Annotated in this window: 17 protein-coding genes; 9 read left to right on the top strand and 8 right to left on the bottom strand. The window is 70.6% G+C overall.

Annotated features, from left to right (window positions below; all coding sequences use genetic code 11):
* Positions 1-89: 89 nt before the first annotated feature.
* Complete coding sequence (locus ACZ4EG_RS27605; RefSeq protein ID WP_467792499.1) at positions 90-2522, top strand: SpoIIE family protein phosphatase; 2433 nt, start codon at positions 90-92, stop codon at positions 2520-2522.
* A gap of 90 nt (positions 2523-2612) precedes the next feature.
* The gene (locus ACZ4EG_RS27600) at positions 2613-2789 is read left to right on the top strand and encodes a hypothetical protein (protein ID WP_390709532.1); all 177 of its coding nucleotides are present in this window, start codon (positions 2613-2615) and stop codon (positions 2787-2789) included.
* 62 nt (positions 2790-2851) lie between these two features.
* On the opposite strand, the gene ACZ4EG_RS27595 is transcribed toward ACZ4EG_RS27600, so the two are convergent.
* Positions 2852-3541 carry a hypothetical protein gene (locus ACZ4EG_RS27595; protein ID WP_467792498.1) on the bottom strand — a complete coding sequence of 230 codons (690 nt, stop codon included), beginning with the start codon at positions 3539-3541 and terminating at the stop codon, positions 2852-2854.
* Positions 3542-3725: 184 nt separating this feature from the next.
* Here ACZ4EG_RS27595 and ACZ4EG_RS27590 point away from each other — a divergent pair, with 184 nt between their 5' ends.
* On the top strand, positions 3726-4217 hold the full coding sequence (locus ACZ4EG_RS27590; RefSeq protein WP_467792497.1) for a DUF6174 domain-containing protein: 492 nt from the start codon (positions 3726-3728) through the stop codon (positions 4215-4217).
* A gap of 42 nt (positions 4218-4259) precedes the next feature.
* Here the strand turns inward: ACZ4EG_RS27590 and ACZ4EG_RS27585 are convergent, their stop codons facing one another.
* Positions 4260-5390, bottom strand: a complete 1131-nt coding sequence (locus ACZ4EG_RS27585; protein ID WP_467792496.1) for an AI-2E family transporter — start codon at positions 5388-5390, stop codon at positions 4260-4262.
* 225 nt (positions 5391-5615) lie between these two features.
* On the bottom strand, positions 5616-7010 hold the full coding sequence (locus tag ACZ4EG_RS27580) for a Tat pathway signal sequence domain protein (RefSeq protein WP_467792495.1): 1395 nt from the start codon (positions 7008-7010) through the stop codon (positions 5616-5618).
* A gap of 392 nt (positions 7011-7402) precedes the next feature.
* Between ACZ4EG_RS27580 and ACZ4EG_RS27575 the strand changes: the two genes are divergently transcribed.
* On the top strand, positions 7403-9673 hold the full coding sequence (locus ACZ4EG_RS27575) for a M4 family metallopeptidase (RefSeq protein ID WP_467792494.1): 2271 nt from the start codon (positions 7403-7405) through the stop codon (positions 9671-9673).
* A gap of 102 nt (positions 9674-9775) precedes the next feature.
* On the opposite strand, the gene ACZ4EG_RS27570 is transcribed toward ACZ4EG_RS27575, so the two are convergent.
* The 3 genes from ACZ4EG_RS27570 to ACZ4EG_RS27560 form a co-directional block, all read right to left on the bottom strand.
* The gene (locus ACZ4EG_RS27570) at positions 9776-10078 is read right to left on the bottom strand and encodes an SHOCT domain-containing protein (RefSeq protein ID WP_467792493.1); all 303 of its coding nucleotides are present in this window, start codon (positions 10076-10078) and stop codon (positions 9776-9778) included.
* Between the two features lie 27 nt (positions 10079-10105).
* Positions 10106-10564 carry a DUF6325 family protein gene (locus tag ACZ4EG_RS27565; protein ID WP_467792492.1) on the bottom strand — a complete coding sequence of 153 codons (459 nt, stop codon included), beginning with the start codon at positions 10562-10564 and terminating at the stop codon, positions 10106-10108.
* A gap of 138 nt (positions 10565-10702) precedes the next feature.
* Complete coding sequence (locus ACZ4EG_RS27560) at positions 10703-11398, bottom strand: GAP family protein (RefSeq protein ID WP_467792491.1); 696 nt, start codon at positions 11396-11398, stop codon at positions 10703-10705.
* Between the two features lie 250 nt (positions 11399-11648).
* Here ACZ4EG_RS27560 and ACZ4EG_RS27555 point away from each other — a divergent pair, with 250 nt between their 5' ends.
* From ACZ4EG_RS27555 to ACZ4EG_RS27535, 5 genes are all read left to right on the top strand, one after another.
* Positions 11649-12545 carry a serine hydrolase gene (locus ACZ4EG_RS27555; RefSeq protein WP_467792490.1) on the top strand — a complete coding sequence of 299 codons (897 nt, stop codon included), beginning with the start codon at positions 11649-11651 and terminating at the stop codon, positions 12543-12545.
* Positions 12546-12672: 127 nt separating this feature from the next.
* Positions 12673-13104, top strand: coding sequence for a tautomerase family protein (locus tag ACZ4EG_RS27550; RefSeq protein WP_467792489.1), 432 nt, complete (start codon positions 12673-12675; stop codon positions 13102-13104).
* On the top strand, positions 13097-14107 hold the full coding sequence (locus tag ACZ4EG_RS27545) for a zinc-dependent alcohol dehydrogenase (protein WP_467792488.1): 1011 nt from the start codon (positions 13097-13099) through the stop codon (positions 14105-14107). The genes ACZ4EG_RS27550 and ACZ4EG_RS27545 overlap by 8 nt, the downstream gene beginning before the upstream one ends.
* A gap of 46 nt (positions 14108-14153) precedes the next feature.
* Positions 14154-14846: a PaaI family thioesterase gene (locus ACZ4EG_RS27540; protein ID WP_467792487.1), complete on the top strand. Its 693-nt coding sequence runs from the start codon at positions 14154-14156 to the stop codon at positions 14844-14846.
* 29 nt (positions 14847-14875) lie between these two features.
* A complete protein-coding gene (locus ACZ4EG_RS27535; RefSeq protein WP_467792486.1) occupies positions 14876-15568 on the top strand; it encodes a formylglycine-generating enzyme family protein in 693 nt (230 codons plus the stop codon).
* 12 nt (positions 15569-15580) lie between these two features.
* Here the strand turns inward: ACZ4EG_RS27535 and ACZ4EG_RS27530 are convergent, their stop codons facing one another.
* Positions 15581-16858 (bottom strand): MFS transporter, encoded by a 1278-nt coding sequence (locus ACZ4EG_RS27530; RefSeq protein ID WP_467792485.1) that lies wholly within the window; start codon positions 16856-16858, stop codon positions 15581-15583.
* Positions 16859-17012: 154 nt separating this feature from the next.
* Positions 17013-17777 (bottom strand): polysaccharide deacetylase family protein, encoded by a 765-nt coding sequence (locus ACZ4EG_RS27525; RefSeq protein ID WP_453555660.1) that lies wholly within the window; start codon positions 17775-17777, stop codon positions 17013-17015.
* Positions 17778-17933: the final 156 nt, after the last annotated feature.

Here is a 17933-nt window from a genome sequence, read left to right as displayed (position 1 = left end):
CGGTGTCGTGACAACGGTGGAGCGGCGGTGGGTGACTCTCGGTGCAACAATGGGCTCCGTGGGGCCCGGCCCCGGGATGGTGCGAAGGTATGGGCGTCATCGGTGCGCTCGGCAGTGCAGATCCGGCCGATCCGTTCGACATCGGGTCCGCGGCCGTGGTGATCACCGATGCCAGGAAGCAGATCGCCTACTGGAGCCCGGGCGCCGAGAGCCTGCTCGGCCGCGCGTCCCGTGACGCGGTGGGGCACCCGGTGGAATCCGTCCTGGCGGACCGGAACCTGATCACCGCCGTGTCCCGGCTGCGCCGGACGGGCCACGGCTGGAACGGCGTGCTCGCCGCCCGGCACCGCGCCGGTCACCTCGTCGAAGTCGCGGTCCGGGTGTGCCCCCTCGTCGCCCTCGGCGGCCACCATGCCTGGCTCGTCGTCGCCTGTGACGCGCGGGAACAGGCGGAGTACGAGTTCCACGACGCGGTCGCGCGCTCCCTGCTGGAGCGGTCGCCCATCGGCATCGCCGTACTGGACACGCAACTGCACCGGAAATGGGCGAACCGCGCGCTGGCCGACATGGAGGCGTACGGCGCGGCCGAGGACGACGCGGACGGAGCCGGAACGGACACCGCTGAGTCGTCGTCCCTGGTGAGCCGGTACGCCAAGCGGGCACTCGTCACAGGACGGCCGCAGGTGACCCTGGAGCACTCGCCGCCGCACCACCACACGCCCCACAGCCTGACCCGGAGGCGTGTCGAGCTGCGTACGTTCTTTCCCGTGCGCAACCCCGCGGGCGAAACGCTGGGCATCTGCCTCGTCGCCGTCCACGCCGCCGGCCAGGACTCGGCGCGTGATCGGCTCGCCCTGCTGAACGAGGCCAGCGAACACATCGGCACCACGCTCGATCTCGGCCGGACGGTGGGCGAACTGGCGGAGGTCATGGTGCCGCGGGTCGCCGACTTCGTCGCGATCGACCTCCTGGACGCGGTACGGGCGAGGGCGGACCCGTCCTCGGACTCGGCGCACGCAGGTGAGGAGACGCTGCGCCGCGCCGCCCACCTGTCGATCCAGGAGGACCACCCCGAGGTGGTCATCGAGATCGGTGTCCCCACGCACTATCCGCCCCGTTCCCCTCAGGGACGGAGCCTGGCCACGGGCAAGCCGATCTGCGAAGTCGTGGACCCGGCGACCCCGTGGGTCCTCGACGACCCCGCGCGCTGGAACAGGCTCATCCGCCTGGGTGTGCACACGCACCTGGTGGTTCCGCTGCGGGCACGCGACACCACCATGGGCATGGTGACCCTGCTGCGCTGGAAGAATCCCGACCCGTTCGACGAGGACGATCTGCTCCTCGTCGAGGAGTTGGTGGCGCGCGCCGCGGTGTGCGTCGACAACGCCAGGCGTTTCGCCCGGGAGCGCCAGGCGGCGCTGACCCTGCAGACGAGCCTGCTGCCGCCCGACCTGCCCGAGCTCAACGCGGTCGAGGTCGCCTACCGCTATCTGCCGGCCGACATCGAGTCCGGGGTGGGCGGTGACTGGTTCGACGTCATCCCGCTCTCGGGCGCCAGGGTCGCGCTCGTCGTGGGTGACGTGGTGGGCCATGGGCTCCATGCCGCGGCGAGCATGGGGCGTCTGCGGGCCGCCGTCCAGACGCTGGCCGATCTGGATCTTCCCCCGGACGAGCTGCTGACCCACGTCGACGACCTGGTCGTACGCCTGTCGGAAGAGGCCGAGGCGGCTGCCGAGGGGCCCACGGTGGTCGGGGCGACCTGTGTGTACGCGATCTACGACCCGGTCGCCCGCACCATCGTCGTGGCCCGCGCGGGGCACCCCAGCCCCGCGATCGCCCATCTGACCGAGCCGGTCGAGTTCCCCGACATCCCCGCCGGACCGCCGCTGGGTCTGGGTGGCCTGCCCTTCGAGTCGGCCGAGATCGCGGTGGAGGAGGGGAGCATCATCGCCCTCTACACCGACGGGTTGATCGAAGCGTCGGACCGGGACGTCGACGTCGGCATGGAACGGCTGTGCTTCACCCTGGCCCACCCGGACCGGCCGCTGGAGGAGATCTGCGACATCATGGTCCGCACCCTGCTGCCGGACCGCCCCCGGGACGACGTCGCCTTCCTGATCGCGCGGACGCACACGCTGAGTCCCGACCGGGTGGTCTCCTGGGACGTCCCCGCGGACCCGTCGGCCGTGCATGTGGTGCGCAACGACGTCGACCGGCAGCTGTCCCTGTGGGGTCTGGACGACCTGGCCTTCACCACGGAGCTGATCGTGAGCGAGCTCGTCACCAACGCGATCAAGCACGCGTACGGCCCGATCAGTCTGCGGCTCATTCACGAGCGGGCGCTGATCTGCGAGGTCTCGGACGCCAGCAACACCTCCCCGCACCTCAGGCGGGCCGCGAGCACGGACGAGGGAGGACGGGGCCTCTTCCTGGTCGCGCAGCTCGCGCAGCGCTGGGGCACCCGCCGCGGCGCCGCCGGCAAGACGATCTGGACGGAGCAGCAGCTTCCGGACGGTGCGTGACGGCACGAGGGCCTCCGCACCCTATTGCATATATATGCCCCCTATGTCATATTTTTCCCACGCGAGTCCCCTACCCCCGGAGCCCGCAGCATGATCCACGGAGCCCACCCCCATGCTCCCGCCCACCTCGTCGACATCACCCTCGCCCGTGACTGCGACACCTGCCGCGGCTGGGGAAGCGTTGTCCACGACGGCCGTTTCGAGCTCTGCCCGGACTGCCAGGGCCCGGCCGGCCCACAGCGGGACACCAGCGACCTCGGTGGCTGAGTCGCGTAGACCCGGTAGGCGGCCGGACTGCCCCAGCCCGGCCGGCCGGCAGGCCGTCCGACTCAGGGGGTGAAGACCTCTTCGAGGCTGTCGATGGCCCCGTTGTCACCGAGGTGGTACTTGAAGACCAGGCCGCTGTTCGGGTGCGCCTCGATCCAGTCCAGGAACTCCTGGACGCCGATGCGCTGGTTCTCCGTGCTCTCCACGATGGGGTTGGTGGCGGTGACGTAGGCGGCCTGGTCCATGGGCAGGTACGTCTCCTTGCCGACGGTCACGAAGGGCGCGCCGTCGGAATCCGCCGTGGGGCAGCCCCAGTTGCCGTGTTTGACGATCAGGCTGAGTGAGCCGCCTTCGGGGGTGTAGCGGTAGACCGCGATCTCGTCGGGGGAGATGGGCATCTTGTGGTCGCAGCCGTCGTCCTTGCCGCCGGAGCCCGCGGCGATGGGCGTCCCCGTGGCCGAAGAAGCGGAGACGGAGGCGGAGGGAGTGGCGGCCGGTGCGGCCCCGGTGGCCGTGCCCCCGCCGCCCGTACCGGCCGAGGACTTGGCGGCGGGCTTGGCGCCGACCGCGGTGGCACCGCCGCCCGCGTCTGACGCGGTGTTCGAGGACGCCGCGCCCGGAGTCGCGCTTCCGCTGTCGTGGCCGGCGCAGCCGCTGAGCGCCAGCGCCAGTACGGCCGCGGCGCACACGCTTGCCGCGGCCGGGCGGAGCGCGCCGGGTCTGCGACGGCCGGTCTTCGTGGTCGGTGCCATGGTGGGTCCCCCTCGGGTGGTGACCGCCCTTGTGCGGGCGATGCGATTCGGGAGGAGGGACGATCTACGGTCAGCTGCAGTTTCACCAGTTCTCCATCGTTGCGGCCCCGTGACATGCGGGCCCGCCGCGAACGTTCGGAGCGCCGTCGGCGTCAAGGGGCAAAGAGCCCACGAAAGGCCCCACATGACAGCCGTACGTGTCACTCCTCGTTCCTCGCTGCCGAGCGTCGCCCTGATCGGAGGTCTCCTCTGGGCGACCGCCGCCTGTGCGGGAGCGGGCACGTCCACCGAGGCGGCGGAGGCGAAGTCGTCCACGCGGAGCGGTACGGCCTGGGAGGAACCGGCCGCGTACACGTACACGCTGAACTCGACCGAGGGAGAGCGGGCCCTCATCGGCACCTTCCGGGTGACTGTGCGCGACGGGAAGGTGGTGAAGGCGGTCGGCCTCGACGAGGAGAGCCGCCGCGTGGTCCGGCGCTCGCCCGGCGTCGTCCCCACCATGGGTGGACTGCTGAAGGAACTCGCGCAGGCGCGCCGCGACGACGCGGACACGGCGGAGGCGGAGTACGCGGCCGACGGACATCCGCTGCGCATCACGCTGGACTGGGACGAGAACGCCATCGACGACGAAGCCCGGTACGTCATCAGCGCATATGAGCCCGCCACGTCCTCGTGACAGCGCGGCCGAAAGCCGCTCACCCAGTCACCGCACGGCCGGCTAGGTCGGTGCGGTCCGCAGTGCGCGCAACACCGACCAGATGACAGAGATGAACGGGACGGCGACGACGGCGCCGATCACGCCCGCGACGATGCTGCCCCCGATGACGGACACCGCGACGACGAGCGGGTGCAGACTGACCGCCCAGCTCATCACCAGTGGGTGCAGCACATGTCCCTCCAACTGGCCGATGACCACGATGAGCACGAGCACGGCGGCCGCCGTGAGTGGTCCGCGCCCGGCGAGGGCGACCACCGTGGCCACACCGAGCGCGATCGGCGAGCCCACCAGCGGCACGAACGTGGCGAAGAACTCCAGGATGGTCAGCGGCAGCGCGAGCGGTACCCGCAGGATGAACAGCGCGACTCCGACGAGTACGGCGTTGGTGGCGGCCACGATGATGATGCCGCGTGTGTACCCGGCGAACGTGCGCCAGGCCGCCCGCCCGGTCCGGTCCCACACCGGACGGGCGCCACTGGGCAGGAGCTGGTCGCGCATCCAGCCCCACAGGCGCTCGCCCGAGTGGATGAAGAAGACGGAGGCGAAGAGGGCCAGCACCGCTCCGGTGATCAGCTCGACGATCCTGCCGAGACCGCTGACGGCGCTGCTGAGCAGATTCGCCCGATGCGTGTTGAGGTAGTTCACCACCTGGCGCTGCAGATCCTCCAGCTTGCCGGGACTGAGCCGGAACGGCGGTTGCTGGAGCCACAGTTCGATCCGGTGGATGCCGCCGCGGAACTCGCCCGCCAGTTTCGCGGACTCGCCCGCCACCGCGTTGCCCACGAGAGCGAGCAGGGTCATCAGGAGCAGCAGACTGCCGACCACGGCGACGGCAACGCTCAGCGACCTCGGGAACATGCGGTTCAGCAGGTCGGCCAGGGGGCGCAGCACCGAGGTGATGACAAAGGCGAGGAACAGGGCCACGGCGATGAGCTGGAAGCGGCCGAGCACGGTGAAGACGCCGTAGACGACGATGCCGACGACCAGGACGCGCCAGGCGTAGGCAGCGGCGACGCGCAGCCACGGTACGGTCCGCTCGGCGACGGAACCGATCGGGGGCGCGGCGTCCCGTGGGCCGTAGCGCGTGCGTGGCGGGAGCCGTACGGAGTGCGCCGGACGGCTGCCCAGCACGACGTCACCCGCCCGGCGTCCGCGCCCCCGCCCGGCCGATCGACCGCCCGTACCGGCCACCACGTCCCACGCCACCTCGCCGTTTCTGACTGTCGGTCATGTCTAGAGCAAGGTAAGCGCGCCGGGCGGGGGACGCGGTGCAACGCGCCCGGCCGGTCCGTCCCCGAGGGGAACGGGTGCCCGTCCGGCGCACGGGTGTCGAGCTGTCTCGGCGACCGGGCGGTATCAGGCCCGCAAGGGGTTGGTGCGGCTCGCTGCCAGCAGGTACCAGGCGGTGGCCCCGGTGTGCCGGTACGGGTAGTAGCCGAAGCCGAAACCCGTGTCGAGCGGGCTGCTCGCCGATACGACGCCACAGCGCGCGGTGAGTGCCCTGCCGCCGACGGTCTGGTCCTGGCCGAGCAGGTCCTGGGCCCTCTCGAGGGAGGCGAGCAGTCGTCGGGCGCGCGCCTCGTCACCCGGTGCGTGCCGGGTGCGCAGGGCGAGCGCGAGGTGGGCCGTTCCCTCGAACCACACACCGTGTCGATCGGGCTTGGGCTGGCTCGGCGCGATCGGTGCGTCCTCGTCGACCAGGAGGCTGGCGGAGCTGAAGGTGACTCCTTCGTAGGACTGGCCGGCGGGCACGGTGCTGTTGCGGCGGTCGGCGGTGTCCAGGACGGCCAGTTCGGACGTTGCCCAGTCCAGGGAGCGGGCGTGGGCGGGGGAGGCGAGGGCGAGGTGGGTCCAGGTCTGGGTGTCCTCGGGAATCGGTGCCCTGTTGATCGTGACGCCGTCGTTCGTGCCGGTGTAGAAGAAGCCCCCGGAGGGCTCCCACATCTTCCCGACGAAGGCCTTGGCGCGTGCGCGCCGCTCCAGCCACACCGGGTCCCCGGTGAGCCGGGCGAGGCGCCCGAAGAGGCCGATGAGGTCGGTGTTGTGTTCGGTGGAGGTGTAGGGCAATGCCTTGTTGGCCCCGTCGACCCCGAACTTGTAGCCGCCGAGGGGCTCTTCGGTGCGGCCGTTGCGCTCGATCCAGGTGCCGATCCGCAGTGCGCCGGCGAGGAAGCGGCGGGCACCGGTGTGCTCGGCGAGTGCGCTCAGGGCGATACCGGCCCAGGCCATGTCGCCGACGGCCGTGCCGGTGAAGCCGAACTGGGTGCCGACGTTGGCCGTGCCGTCCGTCCGTACGAACCCGTCGGGCTGCGGCGAGCCGTCGTAGAAGGTGTACGGCCCGACGTTGTAGGCCTGCCGCAGCCTGCCGTCGTCGTACCCGGGGTCATGGGCCTGCGCGAAGAGCAGGGCGTCTCCGAGTGCCATGGCCCGGTCCCGGCCGTCCTTGGTGCGGACCGCCAGAAGAGCGAGGATCGCGAGGGCGTTGTCATAGGTGAACGCCGTGCTGAACAGGCCCGCCTGGTCGGTGTAGCTCTGGACCGGCCGGATCGCGCCGTGCTCGGGGTAGGCGTCCTGGGCGGCGGCGAGGAAGGTGTACGCACGACGCTCGCCGGAGTTGCCGACGGCACCCTTGGCGACTGCCGCGCGGGCCGTGCCGGAGCCGGCGGCCGTGGTGAAGGCCGCGGCACCGATGCCGAGGCCGGTACCGATGAACGTGCGGCGGCTGAACGCCTGGCGTCGACTGCCGGTCATGGGTCTCCTCGGGAGGTGCGGGGCGCGGGGCCGACGGGATCTGAGAGCGCTCTCAAGAGTGCGCGCTCATTCTGCTGTTGTGGGTCGTGCGGGTCAACGCCCGTGCCATGTATGCCCGTTGGCCGTGCGTCCGCCTGAAGCGGCCGTGCGGCTGAAATCTGCCGCCGGAGCGGCTGAACCGCGGCCGGGCAACCGCCAATTTGAGCCGATGTTTTGTTGCAGTCATGACAATTCCACGACTGGGGTATCACCCTGCTGTCCGTCCATTCACCGTATGTTCACGGGACCCTCACATCTCCCACTCGCACCCGCACGCCGCCGGAGGGCCGCACCGGCCCGACCCGCTCTCCCGGACCCCATCGGGTCCGATCACCCCACAGAAGGAGAACGCCTTGTTCCGGCAGGACCGTTACCCCCATCGACCCCGCTGCACCGGAGCCCTGGTGCTCACCGCAGTGAGCGCACTGCTCGCGGCCGGTGTCCAGGCCGGCACCGCCGCCGCGGCCCCCGACGTCCACGGTCACGCGAAGATCCAGGCCACTCCCCGGGCCGGCGCGGCCCCCGTGCGGCTCTCGCCGGCGAAGCGCACCGCGCTGGTCAGGAGAGCCGCCGCGGCCACCGCGAGCACGGCGAAGAGCCTTCACCTCGGCGCCAAGGAGAAGCTCGTCGTCAAGGACGTCGCCCAGGACGCCGACGGCACCACCCACACACGGTACGAACGGACCTACGCCGGACTGCCGGTCCTCGGCGGCGATCTGGTCGTCCACGCCCGGGGCGGGCGTCTCACCGCGTCGAGGGCCACGAAGGCCACGCTCACCCTGCCCACCATCACGCCGAAGGTCTCCCCGGGCGCGGTGAAGGCCAAGGCCCTCGCGGTCGCGGTGAAGGCCGGCGGCAAGCAGGCCGAGGCGGACCGCGCTCCGCGTCTGGTCGTCTGGGCCGCCGCCACCGAGCCCGTCCTGGCCTGGGAGACGGTGGTCGGGGGCTTCCAGGACGACGGAACACCCAGCGAACTCCATGTGATCACCGACGCCGCCTCGGGCAAGTCCCTCTTCCGGTTCCAGGGCATCGAGACGGGTACCGGCACCGGGCAGTTCAGCGGAACGGTGCCGCTCGGCACCACGCTCTCCGGCTCCACGTACCAGCTCATCGACGGCGACCGTGCCGGACACCACACCTACGACCTGAACCAGGGCACCTCCGGCACGGGCACGCTGTTCACGGACGACAACGATGTCTGGGGCGACGGCACACAGGGCAACCGTCAGACCGCGGGCGTGGACGTCGCCTTCGGTGCCGCGGCGACCTGGGACTACTACAAGGACGTCTTCGGCCGCAACGGCATACGCAACGACGGAGTGGCCGCCTACAGCAGGGCCCACTACGGCAACAACTACGTCAACGCCTTCTGGTCCGACACCTGCTTCTGCATGACCTACGGCGACGGGTCGGGCAACACACACCCCCTGACCGCGCTCGACGTGGCGGCGCACGAGATGAGCCACGGCGTCACCAGCGCGACCGCCGGTCTCAACTACTCCGGCGAGTCGGGCGGCCTCAACGAGGCGACCTCCGACATCTTCGCCGCCGCGGTGGAGTTCCACGCCGACCTGCCCGCCGACGTCCCCGACTACCTGGTCGGCGAGAAGATCGACATCAACGGCGACGGCACACCGCTGCGCTACATGGACAAGCCCTCGAAGGACGGCGCCTCCCGCGACTACTGGAGCTCGTCCCTGGGCGGCATCGACGTCCACTACTCCTCGGGCCCCGCGAACCACTTCTTCTACCTGCTGTCCGAGGGCAGCGGGGCGAAGACCGTCAACGGCGTCTCCTACGACAGCCCCACCTACGACGGCCAGTCCGTGACCGGCATCGGCATCGGGAACGCCCAGCGCATCTGGTACCGGGCACTCACCACCTACATGACCTCGACCACCAACTACGCGGGCGCCCGCACCGCGACGCTCCAGGCCGCGGCCGACCTCTTCGGCGCCTACAGCCCGACCTACCTCGCCGTGGCCGATGCCTGGGCGGCGATCAACGTGGGGAACCGGATCGCGCTGGGCGTCAACGTGGCCCCGATCGCCGACCGGACCAGCGGGGTCGGGCAGGCGGTGTCCCTGCAGACGGACGCGTACACCACCAACTCCGGCGCGGGTCTGACGTATGCGGCGACGGGCCTGCCGGACGGTCTGACGATCAGCTCCAGCGGCCTGATCTCGGGCACCACGACCACCGTCGGGACCAGTGACGTCACGGTGACGGTCACCGACGACACGGGCGCGTCGGCGAGTGTGCGCTTCACCTGGCGGGTGGCGAACATCTACGCCAACGCCACCCGCGTCGACATCCCCGACGCCGGCGCCGCGGTGGAGTCCCCGATCACCGTCACAGGCCGGACCGGCAACGCCTCGGCCACCACCCAGGTCTATGTCAAGATCGTCCACACCTACCGGGGTGATCTGACCGTCGATCTCGTCGGCCCGGACGGCACCGTCTACTCACTGCTGAACCGCAGCGGCGGCTCCGCCGACAACGTCGACCAGACCTTCACCGTCGACGCCTCCGCCCAGCCCGTCTCCGGGACCTGGATCCTGCGCGTCCAGGACCGCGCCGGGCTCGACGTCGGCTACATCGAGCAGTGGCAGCTGACTCCCTGAGCCGTCCACTCCACCGAGGCTGTCGCCCCGGGGCGCTTCCCGCGGCCCGGGGCGACAGCCACCTTCGGTCTGCTCACTCGCCGAGGTGCGCGTCGAGCGGCGTCAGCTGAGGAGCTGCTGCTTCTGCGCCTCGAACTCGGCGTCCGTCAGCACGCCCTGGGCCTTCAGCTCACCCAACTGCTTGAGCTGGTCGATCTTGCGGGTCATGTCGTCCTCGGTGGACGGCGGTGCCGGCGGCGCAGGCGGAGGCGGCGCGACCGCCTGCTGCGGGGCCGCTTGCTGTTGCTGTTCGTAGTCCTGCTGTGCCCAGCGCCCTGCCTGCCGCCGGGACACCCGGTTGGACACCGCGGTGGCGGTTCCGGCGACGACTGCGGTGCGCGCGACACCCCTGATGAGTCCGGGCATGGTCTCTCATCTCCCCTGCTGTGTGCGTCAGGCTGCTGCCGATCCACCGGGCGGTGTCGTACCCTCGACCGCGTCCAGCGAGGCCAGCAGGGCCTGGACGGGGATACGGCCGCCGGCCACGAGCTGTGCGCCGCTGCGCCTGAGCGCACGGGCCAGGGGCGCGGCCCACACGTTCTCGTACACCAGGACCGCGGCGGAGTTGCCGGGCTCCAGCGCGTTGCCGGCCTCCTCGATGTCACCTTGGTCCAGCAGCCCGGAGGAGGCGCCCGCGAAGACGGACAGATCGACCTCGTCACCGAGATCCTGCAGTTCCAGCCCGGTGACCGAACCGTCGCTGTCCTTGCGGACGAAGGTCAGGTCGAGGATCCGTACGATGCCTCTCTCGACGAGATCGACCAACAGCGGAAAGGCCTCGCCCGTCATGCGGTTCCCGGGGAACTCGATGACCAAGTAGTCGACGGGGCCCATTTCTTCGACATCGTTCATGGCCACTCCTCGGGAGCGGAATGGGAGTCGGGACCGGTCGCCTGACCGCCCGCGGTCGTCAGCCTCCAGCGCCCATTCCACCACGCGCCCAAGGGCCCCGCATGTCCGGAAGCCGCGGCATCGGCACGGGGTGCGCCGTCAGCCGGTGAGCTCGTAAATGCTCCGTCCCATGAGCCAGAAACCCAGGACCAGGCACAGGGTCACGATGGCCTGCTCCTGGTGATCCTGCATCCATGAGCGCAGTCTCAGCAGCCGGGCCTTCGCCGCGGTCGGGGTGAACACCACATACAGCTCGGTGGCCAGCAGGCTCGCCGTGGCGAGCACGCAGAAGGCGGACAGCGCGAGCCAGGACGAGAAGTGGGACAGGTCCGCTTCCACCACCGTCGTCGCGGCGGCGGCGACCATGCCCCAGGGCTGCAGAAACACGGCGAGTCCGGCGGCGGCCCACGCCGTGGTGCGGTCCATCTGGGAGGTCAGCTCCGACCCCGATGTGCCGTTCGGCCCGTGGTCCGGCTTCGTCGAGGTCCCATCGGCCCGTGTCCGGGCGGCCACGAACCGTCGGCGCCGGTGTTCGCCGTAGAGGACGAGCGACACACCGATGGCCAGCTTGGCCGCGAGTACGGCCGTCGAGGGCGGGGACCGGGGCGGCGGGGGCTGCCCGCCGGTCAGTGCCAGGACGATCCCGACCACGACGACGAGACATGCCAGCCAGCTCAGGATGAAGGCCAGGCCCTTCCACACGCCCCGCTGCGATGCCACGACCAGGACGAAGGCCATGAGGGGCAGCGGGTCGAGCGTGATGGCCAGGCCGATGACAACCAGATCGAGAACCATGGCGACCCCGCGGTGTCGGACACCACGAGAGTAGGCAGGGACCGGCGGCATCACATCTCGCGGTGCTTCGGCGATCATCGGCGAAGCACGCTGTGCCTGTGTGACCCCAGCCACTCGGACAGCTGTGACTCTTCGCACAAATCATCATGAATCGGTGCTTGTCGTGGCGGCGGTCACGTCGGGATAAGGACGTTTTGTTTAGCTTCGCAGTTCTGTGTCCCTCCCACATGAACTGCCGAGGCCCCTCACCATGCAGCATCGACAGTCCCTCCTGACGCACGCCCGGAGCCCCCGCGGCAGGCGCGGCGCGGTCAGCGTCGGCGTTCTCGCGGCCTGCGTGGCGACGCTCCTCTCGGCCGGCGCGCTCCACCCGACGCCCGCGGCCGCGGCCACGGCGGCGACGCGGCCCGACGGCGCGACGGCCGACTTTCTCTCACGGGTGAAGCCCCAGGGGAAGGAGCGCGTGAGCGCGGCGGTGCTCGACCTGGACGGGACCGGCCGTAAGGCCACGGTGTACGGCGACGGCACCTCGTACGACACCGCGAGCATCGTGAAGGTCGACATCCTCGCCACGGCACTGCTCCAGGGGCAGGACGCCAAGCGCGGCCTGACCGAGCAGGAGCGCTCCGACGCCGAGGTGATGATCGAGCGCAGTGACAACGACGCGGCGAACCACCTGTGGCGGACCATCGGCCGGGCCGAGGGCCTGGACGCGGCGAACAAGCGACTGGGTCTGACCGAGACGACAGGCGGCCCGGACGCCAAGTGGGGGCTCACCCGGACCACGGTCAGGGACCAGATACGGCTGCTGCGCGCGGTGTACGACACCGGCACGGCCGCACACGCGGCCGCCACCCCGCTCAACGAGGCGTCCCGGACGTACATCCGCACCCTGATGGGCGGCGTCATCGACGAGCAGTCCTGGGGCGTCTCGGCGGCCGCCGGCTCCGAATCCGCGTTGAAGAACGGCTGGCTGCAGCGCAACACGACCGAGCTGTGGGACGTCAACAGCGTCGGGCGGATCACGGCGGGCGGACACCACTACCTCGTCGCCGTCCTGTCGGACGGCAGCAAGTCGATGAAGGACGGGGTCGCACTCGTGGAGCGCGCGGCCCGGACGGCCGTCGCCTCGACGTCCGCCCGCTGAGCGACGCGGGTGACGCCCGCACTCATCCCCACCGGCTGGTTATAACGATCGTCATAGTCTACCGTGGCACTCGTCTATAACGACCGTCATAAGCCGTGTCGGTCGTCACCCGAAGCGAGGTATTGCCATGCCCATGATCCGGCTCACCAGCCCGGTCGGTTCCCTCACCGAACAAGGCCGCCGCAGTGTCCAGCAGGACCTCGCCGCCGTGCTGCTCCGCTGGGAGGGCGCGTCCGACACGGCCTTCTTCCGGGCCCAGGCGTGGAGCTACCTCGTCGAGCTGCCCGAGGGCGCCCAGGTCACCGCGGAGGACGACGCGCCGCGGTTCCTCGTGGACGTCACGGTGCCGCAAGGGGCCCTGTCCGAGCGGCGCAGGGCGGGCCTGGTCGAGGAGGTGACCCACACCGTGCTCAACGCCGCCGGTCTCGGCCCGGACGAGGCACTGCGCGTGTGGGTGCTGGTGCACGAGCAGACCGACGGCACCTGGGGCGCGGGCGGATCCGTCATCCGCCACGCGGACCTCGTCGCCCTCGCGAAGGGCCGGCGGAACGATGCGTGAACTGACCTATGTCGGACGGCACAGTGTCGAGTGGCGCGAGGCGCCCGACCCCGAGCTCCAGTCCGACCAGGAGGCGATCGTCGCCCCGGTCGCCGCGACCCCCTGCGACGTGGACTCGGCCATCCTGGCCGGACACGGCTTCATCGACCCGCCCTTCGCCCTCGGCCACGAGTGCGTGGCGAAGGTCGTGGAGACCGGCGCCGCGGTCACCGGCGTGACCCCCGGTGACCTGGTCGTCGTGCCCTGGTCCATCAACTGCGGCACCTGCGACGCCTGCCGCGCCGGACTGACCGCGCACTGCACCTCGGTGCCGCACATGGCCATGTACGGCGCACCCATCGGCGGCAGTTGGGGCGGACTCTTCTCCGACCTCGTCCGCGTCCCCTGGGCGGACGCCATGCTCGTGCCGCTGCCGAGCGGCCTCGACCCGGTCGCCATGGCCTCCGCCAGCGACAACTGGTCCCTGTCCTGGCGGCTGACCGCCCCGCACCTGAAGGCCCGCCCCGGAGCGCGCGTCCTGGTCGTGGCCCGTGGGAGCATCGGCCTGTACGTGTGCGACATCGCCCGCGCGCTCGGCGCCTCCGACGTCCTGTACGTCGACCCCGACCCGCACCACCGTGAGATCGCCGCGAGCTACGGCGCCCGTACCGCCGAGGCCGTCGAACCCGTCCACCGGGGCTTCGACCTCGCCGTCGAGGCCACCGGCCGCGTCGACCAGCTCGCCCTCGCCCTCAAGTCCCTGACACCGGAAGGCTTCTGCGAGTCCGCCGGCAACCACTTCCGCCCCGGCGAACTGCCCCTGCTCGACATGTACCTCACCGGCGTCACCCTGCGCATCGCCCGCGACAACGTACGCGCACACATCCCCGACGCCCTCGAACTCGCCGGCTCCGGCACGGTCGACCCCGCCCGGGTCGTCTCCCATGTCATCGACTGGGAACAACTCCCCGACGCCCTCCCGGAGAAGCACCTGAAGCCCGTCTTCGTACGCACCGAAGTCTGACCGGCCGCGCCCGGTTTCCGCCCGCCACGCCCCGACGAGAAAGCCGATGAACACCCCCGTGACCGACCCGATCACGACGAACGCCCCACACGCACGACCGGGGGAAGAGGACCTCGCACGCCAGCGGGCGGCGATCGCGGTACTCGGCCATGAACTGCGGGCGCTGGTCGACCTCACCGTGCGTACCGCCGCACCGGCGCAGACCCTGCACCGAGTCGCGGACGAAGTCCGGCGCCTCAAGGGGCAGTTGACCGGGGATCGGCGCACACGCGCGGAGATTCCGGCCGTGGACGAGTTCCCCGGCGGAGTGCGCATGTACAGCCCCGTCACCGGGGCAGGCAGCCCGCTTGCCCCGCCCATGCGGGTCACACCGGCCGACGACGGCATCGTCGGCCGGTGCACGCTGGGCATCGCACACGAAGGCCCGCCGGGCTACGGCCATGGCGGCATGAGTGCCATGCTGCTCGACGAACTGATGGGCTGGGCCTGCGCCGCTGCCGGTATGCCTGCCATGACCATCTCCCTCGACGTGAACTACCACCGGCCCGTACCACTGTTGACACCCCTGCGCGTCGTCGCCCGCGTCACGCGGACCGACGGCCGAAAGATCTTCGTGGACGGCTCGATCACCACGGAGACGGATCCCCCCACCACCGCGGTCACCGCGAGCGGCGTCTTCGTATCACCCGACCCCGACCGCGCAGGCACCCTCTTCCCGAGCCTGCGCGAAGGATCGTGAAAACACCCCACCGGTAAGATCGTCTCTCCATGAACGCGACAGCCGAGCACAAGATGATCGCCGTTCCGTCGGGGCAGGTCACGCTGTCGGACCGGCGGACGCAGCGCAGTTGGGCGGTCGGCGTCCCGGCGTACGAGATCGGGGCCTACCCCGTCACTCAGGAGTTGTACGCGCGGATCACCGATCTTCGGCCGAGCACCTCCACGGGGGACCGGTTGCCCGTCGAGGGCGTCTCCTGGTGGGACGCGGTGCGGTTCTGCAACGCGCTGTCCGAACGGGAAGGGCTCACGCCGGCGTACCGCTTGCCGCCCGGCGGCGAGGACATCGAGTGGGACGGGTCCGCCGACGGGTACCGGCTGCCGACCGAGGCGGAGTGGGAGCACGCCTGCCGGGCCGGTACGGCGGGACCGCGTTATGGATCCCTCGACGACATCGCCTGGTACCGCGGCAACTCGCACGAGCGGATCCACGAGGTGGGCCGCAAGGGCCCCAATCCATGGGGCCTTTACGACATGCTCGGTGACGTGTGGGAGTGGTGCTGGGACATTTACGACGCCCAGGTCTACGGCAGTTACCGGGTACTGCGCGGCGGTGGCTGGTTCGACGAGCACTGGAGCTGCCGAGCCTCCGTGAGGCGCCGCAGCCACCCCACGTTCCGCGTCGACGACGTCGGGTTCCGCGTGGCACGTTCCGGGCTGCCGGAGGGTGACGCGCGGTCCTGACGCGGGCACCGCTCAGTGGGCCGCGTCCGTGGTTTCGATCGCGAGGGTGGCCTCGTACGGCGCGGTCGTGCCTGCCGGTGGTGCCTGCCGTACGGCCCGGTTGGCGGTGGTGAGGACCGCCAGGACGAGCAGCCATGCCCCGCACAGCCACACCAGGGTCTTGGCGCCCACGGCGGTGATCAGCGCGCCGCCGGCGAGCGTACCGATCGACAGGGCGCCCGTGGTGAGCGTCGAGACCGCACTCGTGGTCCGGCCGCGCAACTCATCCGGGGTGATGGCGAGTTGGTGAGTCGTCATGGCCACCATGTACACGGGAGCGACGAACGACTCGGCCGCCGCGACCGCCGCCAGTGTCAGCGGATCGGGTGCGAGCGCGTACAGCGGGAACATCAGCGCCTCCAGCCAGAGCATCACCACCGCGATCAGCCCGAGCGGGAACCGCCGTGTGGCCCGGTCCGAGACCAGTGCCCCCGCCATCGCGCCGAGTGCCGCGCCGCTGAAGACGACGCCGATCCACAGGGGGGAGGCGCCGAGTTGCCGGGCGAGGGTGATGATCAACAGATACCCGGCGCCGTAGCGCACCTTGTCGGCCGCCGACACCAGAGTCAGGAAGCGGATGACGGGCTGACGCCACAGCCAACCGAGCCCCTCACGGATCTCGGTGGTGACCCGGGCCTTCGTCCGCGCCGCCTGCCGGTCCACCTGGAACCGGGCACGCATCAGGCGCAGCGCCGCCGCGGACACCGCGAAGGACACGGCGTTGACGGCGTACGGCACGGTTCGCCCGAGGGCGTAGAGCACACCGGCGAGCGGAGCTCCGACGATGCCCACCGCGCCGGCGGCGGACTGCGAGCGGCCGAGCGCGGCGGACAACTGCCGCGGACCGACCACATGGGGCAGCGCGGCGGTGTTCGCCACCTGGAACAGCGTGGTCAGGATTCCGCCGAGCACGGCCGTCGCGTACAGCTGGGGCATCGTCAGCCTGTCGAACCACAGCGCCACGGCGACGCCGGCGGTGAGAACGGTTCGGCCCAACTCGCACCAGATCATGGTGGTCTTGCGGTCCCACCGGTCGACGAGGGCGCCGGCGACCAGCCCGAACACCAGATAGGAAATCGTGCCGAGGCCCAGGACCAGCCCGGCTCGGCCGGCCGACCCGGTGAGGGCCAGCACGGTCAGCGGCAGGGCCATGGACTGGGCCTGGTCGCCGATGGAGGAGATCAGCTGGCCGCTCAGCAGCAGCGAGAAGTCCCGGTTCCGGAACAGGCCGGAACCGCGCGGAGTTTTCATGGGAGTTACGCTCCGTAACAGCTCTAGGACACAAGGGTGGCGTCGAAGCGGGTGTCCGAGCTAAGAGACACGGGGCGTGGTGAACATGTGCGGACCGTACCGGGGGCAGGGTCCGCACGACAATCGGTTATGCGCTCAACAATCGGCTACGCGCTCAACGGACCGGGAAACCGAAGGAGTAGCCCTGCTGCTTCAGCCACGGCAGTACCTCGCGCAAGGCCGCCACGGTCTGGGAGCGGTCGCCGCCCGCGTCGTGGAAGAGGACGGTCGGGCCGTTGGATATCTCGCTCTTGACGGTGGAGACGAGGGCGGCCGTGCCGGGGCGCTCGAAGTCCTTGGAGTCCACGTTCCAGCCGAGCGGGCGCATGCCGTGGGAGGCCGCGAGCTTCCGGCTGTACGGGGTGAAGGCGCCGCCCGGGGCACGGTAGTAGAGCGGCCGTACACCGCCGGACGCCTTGGTGATCATGCGCTCGGCGTCCATGATCTGCTGCGACTGGTAGGCGTCGGACTTCTTGTCCATGGTGGTGTCGTGGGACACCGTGTGGTCGCACAGCCGGTGCCCGGCCGCCACCACGGCCTTGACCAGGTCCGGGTGGGCCTGGGCCTGGGTGCCCACCATGCAGAACGTGGCCTTCACGCCGTTGTCCTTCAGCACTTGCAGTACCTGCGGCGTCCAGACCGGGTCCGGACCGTCGTCGATGGTGATGTTGACACCCTGGGCACCGCGGTCCGAGGCATGGGCGATCTCCACCGACACCGGCGCCGCCGCGCGGCCCTGCGAGGAGGGTTTCGCTCCCGAGTGGCCGCCGACGGGACCGGCCTGCGCGGTCCATACCGAGGTGGCTGCGGCCAGCGCAGTCACTCCGACCGCTGCCCCGAGCACCCGGCCGTACCATCCCCGCCCGCCATGCCGCGCCATGTCCGCCTCGTTCCTTGCCGTGTCATTGGGATCCCGATCACCTGTCAGGACGGAGGAAGCCGCCCAGGGGATCCCGCTGTTACAGATCACGGACAATTCCGCGGACGTTCCGCGACAGACCCCCGGAACTCGCCTGGCCGGCAAGGCGAATGACCG

The sequence above is a fragment of the Streptomyces sp. NPDC025638 genome (assembly GCF_055558775.1).
The sequence above is the reverse complement of the archived record's forward strand: the minus strand, read 5'-3'. Positions and strand labels throughout refer to the sequence as shown.